General features: G+C 46.0%; 18 protein-coding genes. 8 read left to right on the plus strand and 10 right to left on the minus strand.

What is annotated here, in order from left to right:
* Positions 1-5 precede the first annotated feature (5 nt).
* Together panC and panB are read left to right on the plus strand one after the other, a co-directional pair.
* Positions 6-860, plus strand: coding sequence for a pantoate--beta-alanine ligase (gene panC, locus ACYZ97_RS02710; RefSeq protein WP_473299964.1), 855 nt, complete (start codon positions 6-8; stop codon positions 858-860).
* The gene (gene panB / locus ACYZ97_RS02715; protein WP_473299965.1) at positions 860-1,669 is read left to right on the plus strand and encodes a 3-methyl-2-oxobutanoate hydroxymethyltransferase; all 810 of its coding nucleotides are present in this window, start codon (positions 860-862) and stop codon (positions 1,667-1,669) included. Before panC ends, panB begins: the two co-directional genes overlap by 1 nt.
* 8 nt (positions 1,670-1,677) lie before the next feature.
* Here the strand turns inward: panB and ACYZ97_RS02720 are convergent, their stop codons facing one another.
* From ACYZ97_RS02720 to ygfZ, 5 genes are read right to left on the minus strand one after another with little or no spacing between them, the layout of a single operon-like run.
* Entirely contained in the window at positions 1,678-2,139 is a 462-nt protein-coding gene (locus ACYZ97_RS02720) for a hypothetical protein (RefSeq protein WP_473299966.1), read from the minus strand.
* Complete coding sequence (locus ACYZ97_RS02725; RefSeq protein ID WP_473299967.1) at positions 2,139-2,585, minus strand: MarR family winged helix-turn-helix transcriptional regulator; 447 nt, start codon at positions 2,583-2,585, stop codon at positions 2,139-2,141. Before ACYZ97_RS02725 ends, ACYZ97_RS02720 begins: the two co-directional genes overlap by 1 nt.
* Before the next feature lie 37 nt (positions 2,586-2,622).
* Positions 2,623-3,138 carry a tyrosine phosphatase family protein gene (locus tag ACYZ97_RS02730; RefSeq protein ID WP_473299968.1) on the minus strand — a complete coding sequence of 172 codons (516 nt, stop codon included), beginning with the start codon at positions 3,136-3,138 and terminating at the stop codon, positions 2,623-2,625.
* Complete coding sequence (locus tag ACYZ97_RS02735) at positions 3,135-3,755, minus strand: YfbR-like 5'-deoxynucleotidase (protein WP_473299969.1); 621 nt, start codon at positions 3,753-3,755, stop codon at positions 3,135-3,137. Before ACYZ97_RS02735 ends, ACYZ97_RS02730 begins: the two co-directional genes overlap by 4 nt.
* Positions 3,755-4,633 carry a CAF17-like 4Fe-4S cluster assembly/insertion protein YgfZ gene (gene ygfZ / locus ACYZ97_RS02740; protein ID WP_473299970.1) on the minus strand — a complete coding sequence of 293 codons (879 nt, stop codon included), beginning with the start codon at positions 4,631-4,633 and terminating at the stop codon, positions 3,755-3,757. The genes ACYZ97_RS02735 and ygfZ overlap by 1 nt, the downstream gene beginning before the upstream one ends.
* A gap of 115 nt (positions 4,634-4,748) precedes the next feature.
* Between ygfZ and ACYZ97_RS02745 the strand changes: the two genes are divergently transcribed.
* Positions 4,749-5,444 carry an HAD family hydrolase gene (locus tag ACYZ97_RS02745; protein ID WP_473299971.1) on the plus strand — a complete coding sequence of 232 codons (696 nt, stop codon included), beginning with the start codon at positions 4,749-4,751 and terminating at the stop codon, positions 5,442-5,444.
* Positions 5,445-5,453: 9 nt separating this feature from the next.
* Here ACYZ97_RS02745 and ACYZ97_RS02750 read toward each other — a convergent pair whose 3' ends face one another.
* The 4 genes from ACYZ97_RS02750 to ACYZ97_RS02765 all read right to left on the minus strand — a co-directional run bounded on the left by ACYZ97_RS02750 (position 5,454) and on the right by ACYZ97_RS02765 (position 7,321).
* The gene (locus tag ACYZ97_RS02750) at positions 5,454-6,152 is read right to left on the minus strand and encodes a hypothetical protein (RefSeq protein WP_473299972.1); all 699 of its coding nucleotides are present in this window, start codon (positions 6,150-6,152) and stop codon (positions 5,454-5,456) included.
* An 11-nt stretch (positions 6,153-6,163) separates the two neighbouring features.
* A complete protein-coding gene (locus ACYZ97_RS02755) occupies positions 6,164-6,421 on the minus strand; it encodes a hypothetical protein (RefSeq protein ID WP_473299973.1) in 258 nt (85 codons plus the stop codon).
* 91 nt (positions 6,422-6,512) lie between these two features.
* Entirely contained in the window at positions 6,513-6,887 is a 375-nt protein-coding gene (locus ACYZ97_RS02760; protein ID WP_473299974.1) for a TIGR02301 family protein, read from the minus strand.
* The gene (locus ACYZ97_RS02765; protein WP_473299975.1) at positions 6,884-7,321 is read right to left on the minus strand and encodes an NUDIX hydrolase; all 438 of its coding nucleotides are present in this window, start codon (positions 7,319-7,321) and stop codon (positions 6,884-6,886) included. The genes ACYZ97_RS02760 and ACYZ97_RS02765 overlap by 4 nt, the downstream gene beginning before the upstream one ends.
* 133 nt (positions 7,322-7,454) lie before the next feature.
* Between ACYZ97_RS02765 and ACYZ97_RS02770 the strand changes: the two genes are divergently transcribed.
* The 3 genes from ACYZ97_RS02770 (at position 7,455) to rarD (ending at position 10,916) form a co-directional block, all read left to right on the plus strand.
* Positions 7,455-8,207: an SOS response-associated peptidase gene (locus tag ACYZ97_RS02770; RefSeq protein WP_473299976.1), complete on the plus strand. Its 753-nt coding sequence runs from the start codon at positions 7,455-7,457 to the stop codon at positions 8,205-8,207.
* Between the two features lie 71 nt (positions 8,208-8,278).
* Positions 8,279-9,784: a cysteine--tRNA ligase gene (gene cysS, locus ACYZ97_RS02775; protein WP_473299977.1), complete on the plus strand. Its 1,506-nt coding sequence runs from the start codon at positions 8,279-8,281 to the stop codon at positions 9,782-9,784.
* 196 nt (positions 9,785-9,980) lie between these two features.
* Positions 9,981-10,916 carry an EamA family transporter RarD gene (gene rarD, locus ACYZ97_RS02780; RefSeq protein ID WP_473299978.1) on the plus strand — a complete coding sequence of 312 codons (936 nt, stop codon included), beginning with the start codon at positions 9,981-9,983 and terminating at the stop codon, positions 10,914-10,916.
* A 43-nt stretch (positions 10,917-10,959) separates the two neighbouring features.
* Here rarD and ACYZ97_RS02785 read toward each other — a convergent pair whose 3' ends face one another.
* Positions 10,960-11,535: an LOG family protein gene (locus ACYZ97_RS02785; RefSeq protein ID WP_473299979.1), complete on the minus strand. Its 576-nt coding sequence runs from the start codon at positions 11,533-11,535 to the stop codon at positions 10,960-10,962.
* Positions 11,536-11,789: 254 nt separating this feature from the next.
* On the opposite strand from ACYZ97_RS02785, the gene ACYZ97_RS02790 reads away from it, so the two are divergent.
* Positions 11,790-12,674 carry a LysM peptidoglycan-binding domain-containing protein gene (locus tag ACYZ97_RS02790; RefSeq protein ID WP_473299980.1) on the plus strand — a complete coding sequence of 295 codons (885 nt, stop codon included), beginning with the start codon at positions 11,790-11,792 and terminating at the stop codon, positions 12,672-12,674.
* A 5-nt stretch (positions 12,675-12,679) separates the two neighbouring features.
* The gene (locus tag ACYZ97_RS02795; protein ID WP_473299981.1) at positions 12,680-14,569 is read left to right on the plus strand and encodes an ABCB family ABC transporter ATP-binding protein/permease; all 1,890 of its coding nucleotides are present in this window, start codon (positions 12,680-12,682) and stop codon (positions 14,567-14,569) included.
* Positions 14,570-14,675: the final 106 nt, after the last annotated feature.

The raw sequence follows: 14,675 nt of genomic DNA on the forward strand, positions 1-14,675 counted from the left end.
TGTCCATGCGTATAATTAAGACTATTGCCGAAATGCGCGCTGTTTTGGCTCTCAAGCGTCGGCAAGGTGCAACGATCGGTCTGGTGCCGACCATGGGAGCATTGCATATCGGGCATCTGACATTGGCACGCAATGCCAAAGAGGCTTGCGATGTGACTGTTGTGTCAATTTTTGTTAATCCCAAGCAATTCGGACCAGGTGAGGACTTTCATACTTATCCGCGCGATTTGCAGGGGGATTGTGCATTACTTGAAAAAGAGCAGGTAGATTATGTGTTTGCTCCCAGTGTCGAAGAAATGTGGCCGCAAGGTAATGAAACATTTGTTGATACCGAGAACTTATCTACAATACTGATTGGTGCTTTGCGTCCCGGTCATTTTCGTGGTGTGACAACGGTTGTTGCGAAGCTTTTCAATATTATCCAGCCGGATAAGGCTTTTTTCGGTGAAAAGGATTTTCAACAGATCACTATTATCCGCCGTATGGTCGATGATCTGGCTTTTCCGGTCGAGATTGTCGGTGTAGCGACTTTGCGTGATGCAGATGGTGTGGCAAGCTCTTCGCGTAATCAGCTTTTGACGCCACAAGATCGCAAGGCCGCTGTGATCATTCCGCAGGCATGGCAGGCTGCTGAAGCGCTTTATCAACAGGGTGAGCGGCATGTGGATCGGCTGCGCCAGATTGTGTTGGACATATTGGGGCAGGAAAAACGCGGACATGTGGAAGCGGTTGATCTTCTTGATGCGCGAACATTGCAGGATATTGAAGGCGAAGTTTGCGGCAATGCTGTATTATTGATAACTGTTCGCTTTGGCGATGTCCGTCTGATAGACCAGAGGGAATTGAAAGAGGTAGAATAATGAGTGCCCAGACAGCTGTAAAGCGCCGTACCGTGCCGCAGATTCGTGCTCAAAAAGGCAAGGAGCCGATTGTTTCCCTGACAGCCTATGATGCATTTACAGCCCGTTTAGCCGATCCTCATTGCGACTTTTTATTGGTTGGCGATAGTGTCGGGATGGTTATTCATGGGTTTGATTCAACGCTTCCCGTTACACTTGATATGATGATTTTGCATGGTCAAGCTGTGATGCGCGGTTCAAGTCAATCGCTGATTGTAATCGATATGCCTTTTGGTTCTTATGAGGAAAGCAAGGAACAGGCGTATCGCAATGCTGCGCGTATTATGCGTGAGACCGGTTGTGGTGCACTGAAGCTTGAAGGCGGTGTTACCATGGCAGAGACAATTAATTATCTGGTAGAACGTGGTATTCCGGTTATGGCCCATATCGGGCTGACGCCACAGGCAGTCAATACTTTTGGCGGCTTCAAGACGCAAGGTCGCAATAATGATGATTGGGCGCGTATTGAAGCCGATGCCGCAGCGGTTGAAGAGGCTGGCGCTTTTAGTGTGGTGCTGGAAGGTCTGGTTGAACCATTAGCTGTCAAGATTACCAAAGCTCTCACAATTCCAACTATCGGTATCGGGGCATCGAACCAGTGTGATGGACAGATTTTGGTCTTGCAGGATATGCTTGGCTTTAATGATTGGACGCCGAAATTCGTGCGCCGTTACGGGCAGTTGGGACAGGCCATGGATGAGGCTGTGAAAAATTATGCCGATGATGTAAAATCCCGCGCTTTTCCGGCTGAATCTGAGGTTTATAAGTAGTCAGCGTATCAAGAAGGCATTTTATGATTTTTTCGCCGCTTAATGGCCATTCCGGCTTTGATATTAAGGACGATCAGCGTGATGTTGACGGCTCCGGCGATCAGTTCGATAATCTGGACGGTTGTGAATAAAACGCCCCATTGGTTCTCTAATGCTAGACACTGCAAAATCAATGAGCAAGGAATGAGAACAAACAGGCCGTTAAGCGCAACCCATTTCATACGGCGTTTTTTATGGACAATAGCCGTATGTGTGGATTTTCCGCTTAGGCGAAAACCGGAGGCCCCCGTCATGATCAATGCCGGTATGAGAATAACAAATCCGCGTGGAATGGCGATCTTGACATGACGGATCATGTCCCAATTGCCGGAAAGCTCGTTCGCAACTGTAGACAACCAGAAAATCATAAGGACGAGCAGGGCCACACCGCCGGCGAGGCGGTGGATGATGGATACAATATTTCTTTTCATCAGATAGGTTCTTCCTCGATCAGATCAGATAGCGATTTCAAAGATTGTGCAATGTGCAGGTAGTCGACATCCTGCATGTTGGCTATCAATTGTTTGGCGGCCTTTTCCCAAGATTCGTTAATATTGGCAAAAGCGGTTTGGCCATTTTGTGTTAATTCAAAAAGGATAGAACGCTTATGTTCGGGATTAGGCATGGCGCGAATAAAGCCGTCGCGATTCAGATCATCAACCGTGCGCTGGACAGCTTGTCGTGTCAGCCCCATTTCACGTGCAATTTGCGGCACCGTCAAAGGGGGCTGTGCGCGCTGTAATGCACCGAGTATTTTCCAGCGGGCAACACTGAGATTCTGGGCGGTAGAGATTCTATCGCCCATTTCGATGATGGCGTGATTGGCTCGAAAAAGAGCAATCACCATTGTATTGAATGGTTCTATTTGATTTGTCATAATGACAACATATTGTCATGTTGACAATGCGTTGTCATTATGAATCGATATCCCATTCAAAGGGCTCGCCTTCAAAAGCTTCAGCGCCGCGACCAATCTTCTTGATGGCAGCAATCATGCGTCCTTCACGGGATAATATCTGGTCGGCAATGGCAATCATCAGGGCATTAGGGGTCGCAAAGGGCGCTTTTTTACGTAATTCCAATGCAAGTGCTTCTTCATCCTTTTCAGGCTGCAACAGGCAGGTTGCAATATAGGCGGCAGCAGTCGAGCGCGAGACGCCCATATAGCAATGGATAAGTAAGGGGGCGGCCATATCCCAGTGATGGACGGCCCTCAGCAAGGCGTGGATATGTTCGGGGGCCGGCGGTGTCAGTCCGTCTTGCGGTGCATTAATATCATTAAAGGCAATATAGTGATGGCGGGCTTCACTGACGGATAACGGTCGGGTGACCGGTGTTCCGGCATTGATCAGTGTGATCATGTCATGGGGTTGATAGCGTATGCCGACTTCTTCTAGCCGGGATCGTGGGCAGACAATGATGAAGCTCATGGGGTGCGTTCTTTTTCAAGATGATGGAAGCGTGCCAGAAAGCTGCCCTCGATATGCTGGATAGGGCGAGGGATAAGATCAAGACCATCAGGGGTGATGCTTTGTGGGCGGCCAAAATATTTGAAGGCTTCACTTTGGGTGAAACCAGCTAATTTTGTTGCTTCATAAAAGGCAGCGATCCGATCGGCCTGCTTGATGGTTTTTTGTAATTTTTCGTCAATACCAGGGGGGAGCGAAAAACGGATATGAATGGCATGCTGCAATCTTTTTTCGATGACTTCATAATCACCGCCCATCACAGCCTTGAAAGGCGAGATCATATCGCCGATGACATATTCGGGGGCGTCATGCAAAAGGGCGACAAGTTTCATATCGGCAGATGCTTGGGGGGCGAGCCTCACATAAATCTGTTCGACAAGAAGGGAGTGTTGGGCCACGGAATAGGCGTGATCGCCTTTGGTTTGGCCGTTCCAGCGCGCTACACGTGCCAAACCATGCGCAATGTCGCTGATTTCGACATCAAGAGGTGAAGGATCAAGCAGGTCAAGGCGGCGACCTGAAAGCATGCGTTGCCAAGCGCGTGGTAGACCATCGTCTTTAATATCTTTTTTAGCCATTATTCATCAGCCGTTTCGGGATAGGTAAATGTTGCATAGGGTGGAATCGACAAGGTAAGAGGAAGATTATCAAGCAGAATCGGTTCTCCTTTATCCAACGCCGTTTTTACGCGGTCAATACGCACCAGCCCTAAAGCTTTACTAGCTTCTACGCTGCCTAATGTACCGATAATGCGCCCGCCACTTGTTATTTCCGATTGTACATCCGGCATCTTGCTTGCTGGCAGTATTTCATCGGCTTCTACAATTAATAGTCGTCGCCGCGCTGTGCCGCGATGATGCATCCTCGAGACAACTTCCTGACCGATATAGCAACCTTTATGAAGACTGAGGCCGCCGATTTGGTCGTAGTTGATATCATGGGGTAAGACATCGCCAATGATAAAATCATGGCCACTTTCCGCAATTGCATTATCAATACGAAACTGTGTCCATGTGTTTATTGTCTGGTTGGCAGGAAAGGGGAGGGGGCCATACAATCTTATGATTTTTTCTTTTGTTTTGAAACGCTTGTCAATAAAAGCGGAATCACTTTGCAAGAGAGATGAATCAAACTGCAAAGCAATCACGCCAACTGATTCATTTGATTCAACAATATAGACATCCGCACGCAGTCTATGCAGCAAGAGCCGTTTTTTGAATGCTTCTACCAGAATCTGGTCAATGTCGATCAGAAAACCATCGACTGTTCGGGCAATAAGAAAGTCGAACATTACTTTGCCTTGCGGTGTCAAGAGCGCACCGGCTGAGATCGTTCCTTGTTCCAGATGTTCGACATCAGTCGTGATGAGGTTGTGCAAGAAATGCTCGTTATCTCGACCACGAATATAAAGGACCCGTCGGTTATCTAATGTCCATATTTTCATATTGCCGCTCATAGACTTTTCCTTTGCAGCTTTCTTTTTGGTTGCAATTTAGGTAAGCGGTCATGGTCTTTCATGCAAGATATGAGATGATCTTGATGGGCAAGATTTTTGATGACGGGATGATGTGATGTTTAATGTCGTGGCTTTTGATGCTGATGATACGCTTTGGCACAATGAACGTCTTTTTCGTTTTACAGAAGCGCAATTTGCTGAAGTGCTTGCCGATTATGTCGATGAAAAGAGTTTGGAACGCCATCTTCTTGAAGTCGAAAAGCGCAATCTTGATTTTTATGGTTTCGGGATTAAGGGCTTTATGCTTTCAATGATCGAGACGGCGATAGAAGTCACTGAGGGACGGGTTGAGACACATATTATTTCCAGGATTCTGGAAGCTGGGCGGGCCATGATCAACCATCCGGTTGAAACGCTGCCGGATGTGAGGGAAACCTTATCTCTATTACATGAAAATTATAAGCTGATATTGATTACAAAAGGTGACTTGTTCGATCAGGAAAGGAAATTGGCCCAATCGGGGCTTGGAGATTTCTTTAATGCGGTTGAAGTTGTCAGCGATAAGAATATGGATACCTATCGTACCTTGTTTTTACGCCATGGAAAGGGACCGCAAAGTGCCATGATGGTGGGTAATTCGTTGAAGTCTGATGTTGTTCCAGCGCTTCAGGCTGGTGCCTATGGGGTGCATATCCCCTATGAAATCACCTGGATTCTGGAAGAGGCCGAAGAGCCGCGAGGTGAGCCGCGTTACAAGAAGCTTTCCTCAATTGCCCAGTTGCCACTTTATCTGGAAACACTTTCACATTGAATTTTTAATTTAGTCACCGGTTACAAAGAAGCGCCATTTGCCATCCGGTGTAATGCCGATGCGATAAAAACTATAGGCACCGATTTCTTTCATCTGCTCAAGATCGCCGGCTGTCATGATCTGGAAAAGCTCAACCAGCTGAGGCTTGCTGAGATCATCAAGCGGCAGGGCAAAGAAATAGGGCCAGACATAGATTTCATCATCTTCACCCGCATTGATATGGGCGTAGCCACTATTGAAAAGATCAATAAGGATAGCCAGTGTTTCAAGTCCTTCGCCATCACCTGAAAGCTCTTTGATGTATTTCACCGGATCTGCAACATTTTGTGCCAAGGATAATTGTGTTGCATCGCTACCGGTTTCAAAGAGTGGTCGTAATGCATCAAGATCGCCTGCCTTGGCGGCTAGAATGATCTTTTCACGTAATTGACGTACTGCTGATGGTAGTTTTTCAAGATCATATTCAATGCTGACTTTTGCATCGTTTTCATCAAATTTGTTTGGTTTGCCATCAACGCCATCAAGCGGAACCAGATTGTTGGATTGGTTTTTGGTAGAATTATCCTGATGCCAGTCATTATCAATGGCTTTATTGACTGCAATCCAATCATGAGAGTTTTCAATATGAGGGGTACCGTTGGGTACGGCCGCAGCCGCCATAATAGAGACAGAAGAAACAACAAGTGTAAAAGCCAGTCGTTTCAACATATTATCAGACCTTATTGAATCGTTTTATGATCGCTATATTCGCCCATAACAATTTTGTCACGCATGCGGCCGAGCAATTTGAGTGCCTGTTTTTCCGATCGTTTTTTTAGCAAATGGCGCAGAGCCGTATCGAAAGCGGCTTCAGCAAATATTTCTGGTTCGATACCATTCATGATACCGCCTGCCCAGGCTTCACTTTGATATTCCAACGCGGCCAGTTTCTGTTCTTCAGCAATAAGATCGGCGAGCTGGCTGTTGTCTTGCTTCATGGTAAAATCCGTGTGTTCTTTTGGGCTTTGATTAGGATGGAATCAATCTAGCAGTTTTTTTTATTCTGTCAGTCTATGATCGTAAAAAAGGTTAATTGCCATAACGATTGATTAATTCCCGTGAGAGCTTTTTGCCTTCTTCAATATAGCGTTGATAGGCTGACAGGGCTGAGGGGGTGCATTGATGATAGTTTTCTGAAAACGCGCGATAGGCATCGTTGAATGCCGCATAAAGCCGTGCTTGCCGATTCGGGGAAGGTTTTTCGGCTTCAACAAGGGTTGTCATGCGATCTCGCCATTCGTTACTTTTTTCACTGCATAGATTGGTAAGATAATGTAGGGATCCCAATATTTCGGCAAAACGCAGCAGATCATTTTCATATTGAGGGGCGACATTATTTTGCGCTACAGCTGTCAGGCTGAAGAGCGGTGATAAAAATAGACAGATTATGAGGTGTTTAATCATGAAAGTTGATTCTCTTGATTCATGAGTTGGAAAGCCACCTGATAGACCGAAGGTATAACTTTTTCAAACTGCATTTGATGGATATCCATCCATACCGCTTCAAGTGCATCATCTCCGGCGATAACATTGCCTTCAAAATGGTCGGCATGATAGACGGAAAGAAAATAGTCGGGCGCCTGTTTATCCTGATCACCAAAATTAAGTGTAACAAGATGGGTTAATTGGTGGGCGGTCAAATTTGTTTCTTCCAATAGTTCACGTTTGGCGGCCTCAATCGGTGTTTCACCAGCTTCAACCGAGCCACCGGGAAAAGCAAGCCAATGTTTGAAGGTGGCTTTAGCCCGCTTGATAAGAAGAAACTTGGATTGCACACGGCAGACAACCGATACTGCGTTGACCGGATGGGATGGCGGGACAGAGGTCAGTGTCAACATGATGAAGCCAATCGAGCGGTGTTTTGTCTGAATAGAATAGGCGCAAAACACATTGAATTACAATAGATTTTCATTTGCTTTTATTGATGTCTCTTGCCTATGGTGTTTGATTGTGGCAATGAAGGGCTATAAGATGTGCGGGCGGTTTGCATTGACAGCATCGGTTGAAGCGGTCGAAAGCAGGTTTTCAACGCTGGTTGAAATGCCTTTCCCCCCACTTTACAATATTGCGCCAAGCCAAGGTGTTCTGGTGGTTAAGGCACCGGAAGCTTATCGTCCACCAAGCAGCAATCGTGCACCTTATGATAGTGTTTTGGCGCGATGGGGCTTTATTCCGGCATGGACGCGCAATCCGGATAAATGGCCATTGACAATCAATATCCGTGCCGAAACGGTGCATGAAAAAAAGTCTTTCCAGAATGCCCTTCGTTATCATCGCGTGATCATTCCGGCTTCAGGCTTTTATGAATGGAAAAAGCGGAGCGGCCATGCGTCCAGACCCTTTTATATCTGTCATAAAGAACAGCCTTTGATAGGATTTGCCGGATTGATGGAAACGTGGAGTGGCGCGGAAGGGTCTCAGATTGATACGGTGGCAATTATAACAAAAGCGTCAACCGGATCTTTGAAAGCCATCCATCATCGCATGCCGGTTATATTGAGCCCGCAAATGGCCGAGGATTGGTTGGATTGTCGCAATATGCGCCCGCGTGATATTTTGGATTATCTGCGTATGCCTTGTGATGATGGGCTGGAAGCGGTTCCTATATCGAATAAAATCAATAATGCTGCCTATCGCGGGGCGGATGTGCAGAAGGCGATTGTGGTTGATGATAATAAGCAAGAAAAATTATTGAAAAATGATGGGCAGCTGCATCTTTTTTGATGCCCTTGCATTCTGCCGCTTGACGCTTTGCCTATGACTTGTCAAAAACAATAAAAATCAGGAAAATATTGATGGTTTCATTGCGCTTTTATAATACGTTGACCCGTGAACGGCAGGACTTTACACCGATCAATGACAAGGCGGTACGTATTTATGTATGCGGACCGACGGTTTATGATTATGCCCATATCGGTAATGCGCGTCCTGTTGTGGTATTTGATGTGCTGTTTCGTTTGTTGCGGCATATCTATGGCCCCGATCATGTGGTCTATGCGCGCAATATTACCGATGTCGATGATAAAATTAATGCACGTGCGGTACGTGATTATCCTGATCTACCCTTGAATGATGCTATCCGCCTGCTGACAGAGAAGACCAATGAGCAGTTCCAGCGTGATGTGGCAGCATTAGGGTGCTTGCCGCCAACTGTGCAACCGCGTGCTACTGATCATCTGGATGATATGCGAGCGTTGATTGAACGACTGGTAGAACGGGGGCATGCTTATGTCGCTGAGGATCATGTGCTTTTTTCCGTATCAAGTATGGGAGAGAATCCGCGTTATGGATCGTTGGCCAAGCGCTCGCTTGATGAGATGATCGCGGGTGCCCGTGTCGATGTTGCAGACTACAAGCGTGACGAGATGGATTTTGTCTTGTGGAAACCTTCTGCCCAAGGTGAACCCGGTTGGCCTTCTCCGGCAGGTATTGCCGTACTGGGACGTCCGGGATGGCATATTGAATGCTCGGCCATGTCGATGGCAAAACTGTTAGAGCCTTATGGCGGTGGTTTGAAATGCGATGATCCGCAAACTAATATTTTTGATATTCATGGTGGCGGTATTGATCTGGTTTTCCCTCACCATGAAAACGAAATTGCCCAGAGTTGTTCGGCTTTTGGCAGTGCACGTATGGCTAACTTATGGATGCATAACGGCTTTTTGCAGGTTGAAGGACAAAAAATGTCTAAAAGCCTTGGTAACTTTGTCACTATACGGGATGTTCTTGGAACGGATATCGATCTTTTTAACGATCATATAGAAATATCCATACGTGAACGGTGGATTGGCCTATGCGCGCGTTTTTCCATGTTGCAGACGCATTATCGAGAACCGATCAACTGGACGCTACAGCGATTGCAGGAATCAAGTGATGAACTCTATCGCTGGTATGAATTATTGCGCGAGATTGATTTTGATTCTGCCATTGATACAAGCGCTGATGATGATCTGGTGGCGGCGTTGGGGGATGACCTCAATACATGGAACGCGATCACCTGTCTGCGCCGTTTCTATAAGCAGGGCGATGTACGGGCCTTGGGAGAGGGGATGACCCTGATGGGATTTGTCGATGACAGCTTTATTCATGATCGTGAACATCCGCTGTTTCATCGTGTGCTTGCTATTGATACGAAGGTAATTGAGGCGAAATTGGAAGAAAGACTTTCATTTATTGCCAATAAGGATTGGGCATCTGCAGATGCCATTCGGGACGAACTGGCGCAACAAGGTGTTGTGGTGAAAGATGGCAAAAATCCTGAAACCGGTGAGCGGATTAGTCATTGGGAAGTCAAGAAATAGTTGTTACTTTCATTAAAGTGGTCAACATAGCATGGAATATAGAGGTCGTTGCGGTTATATTGTGATCAAGCTGGTTTTCGGCCGTGTTGCTTTTCGTTTGGTCTTACGTATTTTTTATTATAGTCGCTTGAGTTAGGTAACTCCATTGATTGCTTTATAGATAGGATCATATGCTTATAGAAATGCAGGTGTTCTGTTGAATTCATCTTCCCGCCAGCAATCGACATCAACGAAAAGCGGCTTGATTGCTGCGCTCTTGACCTATCTCATATGGGGCATGTTTCCGATTTATATGAAGGTGATGGCTTATATGCCTGTGCTGGAAGTTATCGGCCATCGTATGATTTGGTCGGTGCCTGTTGCAGGTATTACGCTGTTGGTTTTACGGCGCGTCGGCGATTTGAAGGCGGCATTGGCTAATCCCGCTGTTTTACGTATGGCCTGTCTTACGGCTGTTTTGATTACTGCAAACTGGACCATTTATACCTGGGCGATTATGAATAACCATGCGATTGACGCAGCCTTGGGTTATTACATCAATCCTTTAGTTAATGTGCTGCTTGGATTTATCTTTTTGCGTGAACGCTTGATGCCGGTACAATGGTTTTCGGTCATGCTGGCCTGTTGTGCTGTGGTTATTCTGGCAGTCAATGCAGGTGGATTGCCATGGGTTGCACTTTGCCTGCCATTAACATTTGCTTTTTATGGTTTTTTCCGTAAATCCATGCCGATTGGACCTGCGCAGGGTTTTATGCTGGAAGCGACTTTGATGCTGCCGATTGCGCTCGTTTATATCGGCTATCTTTTGTGGCGAGGGGAAAGCCATTTTCTACAAACAACACTTGATGATAGCTTGCTGCTTTTATTGGCAGGGCCATTGACAGCGGCTCCGTTAATCCTGTTTGCTACCGCGGCCAAGAAGCTTAATTTTGCGACATTGGGTTTGATGCAATATATAACGCCAACCATGGTTTTCATTATGGCTGTGGTCTTTTTCAAAGAACCTTTTTCCTATGTGCAGCTGGTTGCCTTTGCTTTGATTTGGATAGGTTTGGTGATTTATACAATATCGAGTATTCAGGCCTATCGTAGCCTGCAGTTGGAAAAGCGTAGAATCCATACGATTGAATAATGGCGGGGAGGGCCGGTGTTTCTATAACCGGCAGCGATCGGCTTTATGAGCCGTTTTGCGCGACTTTATCCAGAATAGCCGGTATAACAGCTTCAACATGATTGACAACAATGGGCCTGACAAGATTATGCGTATGGATAAAGCCTTCTTCAATCATATGGGCAAGCAGGCTTTCCATCGGTTTCCAGAAATCATTGATACTGACAAAAACCATCGGTTTTTGATGGTGGCCCAATTGTGCCCATGTCATTATTTCAACAATCTCTTCCAATGTACCAATACCGCCGGGTAGGGTTACAAAGGCATCTGAGCGCTCAAACATCAATGTTTTACGCTGATGCATGGTCTCTGTTACAATCAGTTCATCAAGTGTTGTCAAGGTGCCGGCTGTAGCTTCCTTGTCTGTCAAAAATTCAGGAATAATACCGGTTACTACGCCGCCGTTGTTTTTAACACCGCGTGAAACCGCACCCATAATGCCTTTGGTGCCACCGCCATAGACCAGCTTGATGCCGGCTTCGGCTAAAAGTTGGCCAAAATGTTCGGCTGCTTTGATATAAAGCGGATCCTCTCCGTTTGATGATCCGCAATAAACACATATTGATTTAATTTTATTCATACTCTCTATGTGTTGCGATTAATGGCGGGAGTCAAGCAACTCATCGGGGATTTCATCTGCGGCGAGTTGAACATTATGTGACTTTGAGGCATAGGAAATATATGTTTTGTTGTCTGGCTATGATTATTTCTTCTTTTGATTGCCGGTCATAATGTAAGATAAATATCGAATGGAGATATTTTTTGTTACATCGATTCTATAACCTTTTGATGTTATTGTGCTTTGTCTTTCTTAGTGCAGTGGCTCCTATAACAGTGTTTGCGCAGTCCGATGCTGTTGAAAACCAGCAGGCAGAAAAGCTTGAAAAGCTTCCGGTATTCGATAGGTTCATCGTGAATGAGAATGGCCATGGTGAGTTAAGTGGCTATGCACAGTCCGGTACGATTGTGGAACTTGTCAGCGGTGCAAGTAATCTGGGTTCTGCAATTGTTGATTCACGGGAACAGTTTACAATTATCCTATCACATAAGCTGAAAGCAGGTGATTATCAGTGGGTTTTGCGTTCAACGGATAAGGACGGCCATTCTGCAACTTCGCTTCAGACTGCTTCTGTCACGGTGCCTGAAAATGATAAAACGGCAATCATGGTTATTGTAACCTCGCCGGGGGCAGGACGACGTTTTATATCGCAGGCACCAAGCACGATCAGCAATGGGAAACCTCAGGAAAAGAATTTTGCCGTCGAAGGCATGGCTTATGAAAAAGGTTCTTTGGCTATTCTTGGCCATGGACCAAAAGACATGCATGTCTTGGTTAGCATCGAAGATCGACGGCTTGGCAATGAACAGATTATGGGAGACGGCACTTTTTTACTTATTCGTGATTTCCAGCTGCTGGCGGGAGATCACATTATTCGTACCGACTTGATGGATGACGCTGGCAAGGTCTGGGCTACTATGCGTGTGCCTTTCCATGTTGATCCGGATAAGACGCTGAATACACAGGCCTATTCTGATGGTAAGCCGGTTGATTCAGTACGTGTAAAAAGTGGCGACACAATATCATCCATTGCTTATCATAATTATGGTTCTGCCGATTATGCCAATTTTCTTTTTGAGGCGAACCGTGACCGTATCCATGATATTCATAAAATCCAAGCAGGGCAGATTTTGATTTTGCCGCCACTTTTAAAGAAATAAAGTATATGTCAGTATATCATCAGCCGAAAACCGTATCAGACGATTCCGGCGAAACACTACGTACCTTACGCAATTTATGGCCTTATATGTGGCCATCAGACCGCCCTGATTTAAAGCGGCGGGTACTTTGGGCATTCTTCTATCTTGTTCTGTCAAAGATCATTCTGGTTATTGTTCCCTATTTTTTTAAATATGCAACCAATGCCTTGAGTGGTGGAATGTTTATGCCGGACTGGTTGCCAATGACCTTGGCAACACCGGTTATGTTGGTGCTTGCCTATAATGTCGCGCGTATCCTACAGGCCGGTCTTAACCAGCTCCGGGATGCGCTTTTTGCCAATGTCGGGCAGCATGCGGTCAGAAATCTTGCTTATAAGACATTTGTCCATATGCATGAATTGTCATTGCGTTTTCATCTTGAGCGCCGTACCGGCGGGTTGTCGCGTGTAATTGAACGTGGGGTTAAAGGTATTGAGGCTATCGTACGATTTACCATCCTCAATACAGCGCCTACATTGCTGGAATTTGCACTGACTGCTTTTATTTTTTGGCTGTCTTATGGTTGGAGCTATCTTGTTGTTATGGCAGCCACCGTTGGGCTTTATACATGGTTCACTATTAAAGCCAGTGACTGGCGTATCAGTATACGTCGCCAGATGAACGAGTCTGATACTGAGGCCAATGTTCGGGCGGTTGACTCATTACTCAATTTCGAAACTGTTAAATATTTTGGCAATGAGGACAGGGAAGCTGTCCGGTATGATGCTTCTATGGCCCGTTATGAAAAGGCTGCAATCCGTACTTGGGTATCGCTCGGTTGGCTCAATTTTGGACAGGCCGTCATTTTTGGTGTCGGCATGGCTGCGATGATGTTGATGTCTGCTTATGAAGTGTCGCATGGCACGCGTAGTTTGGGTGATTTCGTGTTTGTCAACGCATTGCTTATCCAGCTGTCAATACCGCTTAATTTTATCGGTTCCATTTATCGTGAAGTACGCCAAGGGCTGACTGATATTGAAGCAATGTTTTCATTGTTGGATGTTCCTCAAGAAGTGGTTGATATGCCGCAGGCAGAGGATTTGCAAGTTGATAAAGGGCGTGTCGTTTTTAAAAATGTCAGTTTTGCTTATGATCATGCCCGTCCGATTTTAAAAAATGTTACATTTGAGGTGCCGGAGGGTAAGACTGTTGCGCTGGTAGGCCCGTCAGGTGCGGGAAAATCAACAATTTCGCGTCTTCTTTATCGTTTTTACGATATCGATGCGGGGGAAATCACTATTGATGGACAGAATATTGCCCATGTCACACAAAAATCCTTGCGCAAGGCAATCGGCATTGTTCCACAAGATACGGTGCTATTTAATGATACAATTGCTTATAATATCCGTTATGGGCGGATGGATGCCAGTGAGGTGGATGTCGTCAAGGCTGCAGAAATGGCGCAGATATCGACTTTTATCGAGCAGTTGCCAGAAGGCTATCAATCCATGGTTGGCGAACGCGGCCTTAAGCTTTCCGGTGGCGAGAAACAACGTGTTGCTATTGCCCGTACAATTTTAAAAGCGCCGCCTATATTGATGCTGGATGAGGCGACATCGGCGCTCGATACCGCAACGGAACAGGAAATCAGCCAAGCGCTTAATATGGTCAGCCGTGGGCGTACGACATTGATTATTGCCCATCGTCTATCAACCGTTGTGGATGCTGACGAGATATTAGTATTGAAAAGTGGTGAAATTGTCGAGCGTGGCAAGCACCAACAGCTTTTGGCCCAAAATGGTCTTTATGCTTCGATGTGGGATCGGCAGAAACAGGCGAGTGCTGTGGAAGAACAGCTGCGAAAAATACGCGAAGAGGATGATCTCGGGTTTATCGAACGCGCGGAGCAGCCTTAATAGAGGCTAAAGATCGTTTTTATCGTGGAAGGGAATAGCTTTTTGGCTTTGCATTGAATAAAAGAAAACGAAATGTGATTATGCAGTGTGATCTGATGTTTTTCTG

Source organism: Bartonella sp. bp_1, assembly GCF_055808085.1.

Excerpts from the sequence above, each read along its gene's own strand:
- ACYZ97_RS02760 (WP_473299974.1), bottom strand. The coding sequence starts at position 6,887 with ATGATTAAACACCTCATAATCTGTCTATTTTTATCACCGCTCTTCAGC.
- ACYZ97_RS02750 (WP_473299972.1), bottom strand. The coding sequence starts at position 6,152 with ATGTTGAAACGACTGGCTTTTACACTTGTTGTTTCTTCTGTCTCTATT.
- cysS (WP_473299977.1), top strand. The coding sequence starts at position 8,279 with ATGGTTTCATTGCGCTTTTATAATACGTTGACCCGTGAACGGCAGGAC.
- panB (WP_473299965.1), top strand. The coding sequence starts at position 860 with ATGAGTGCCCAGACAGCTGTAAAGCGCCGTACCGTGCCGCAGATTCGT.
- ACYZ97_RS02730 (WP_473299968.1), bottom strand. The coding sequence starts at position 3,138 with ATGAGCTTCATCATTGTCTGCCCACGATCCCGGCTAGAAGAAGTCGGC.
- panC (WP_473299964.1), top strand. The coding sequence starts at position 6 with ATGCGTATAATTAAGACTATTGCCGAAATGCGCGCTGTTTTGGCTCTC.
- ACYZ97_RS02785 (WP_473299979.1), bottom strand. The coding sequence starts at position 11,535 with ATGAATAAAATTAAATCAATATGTGTTTATTGCGGATCATCAAACGGA.
- ACYZ97_RS02765 (WP_473299975.1), bottom strand. The coding sequence starts at position 7,321 with ATGTTGACACTGACCTCTGTCCCGCCATCCCATCCGGTCAACGCAGTA.
- ygfZ (WP_473299970.1), bottom strand. The coding sequence starts at position 4,633 with ATGAGCGGCAATATGAAAATATGGACATTAGATAACCGACGGGTCCTT.
- ACYZ97_RS02745 (WP_473299971.1), top strand. The coding sequence starts at position 4,749 with ATGTTTAATGTCGTGGCTTTTGATGCTGATGATACGCTTTGGCACAAT.
- ACYZ97_RS02735 (WP_473299969.1), bottom strand. The coding sequence starts at position 3,755 with ATGGCTAAAAAAGATATTAAAGACGATGGTCTACCACGCGCTTGGCAA.
- ACYZ97_RS02725 (WP_473299967.1), bottom strand. The coding sequence starts at position 2,585 with ATGACAAATCAAATAGAACCATTCAATACAATGGTGATTGCTCTTTTT.
- ACYZ97_RS02795 (WP_473299981.1), top strand. The coding sequence starts at position 12,680 with ATGTCAGTATATCATCAGCCGAAAACCGTATCAGACGATTCCGGCGAA.
- ACYZ97_RS02755 (WP_473299973.1), bottom strand. The coding sequence starts at position 6,421 with ATGAAGCAAGACAACAGCCAGCTCGCCGATCTTATTGCTGAAGAACAG.
- ACYZ97_RS02720 (WP_473299966.1), bottom strand. The coding sequence starts at position 2,139 with ATGAAAAGAAATATTGTATCCATCATCCACCGCCTCGCCGGCGGTGTG.
- ACYZ97_RS02770 (WP_473299976.1), top strand. The coding sequence starts at position 7,455 with ATGTGCGGGCGGTTTGCATTGACAGCATCGGTTGAAGCGGTCGAAAGC.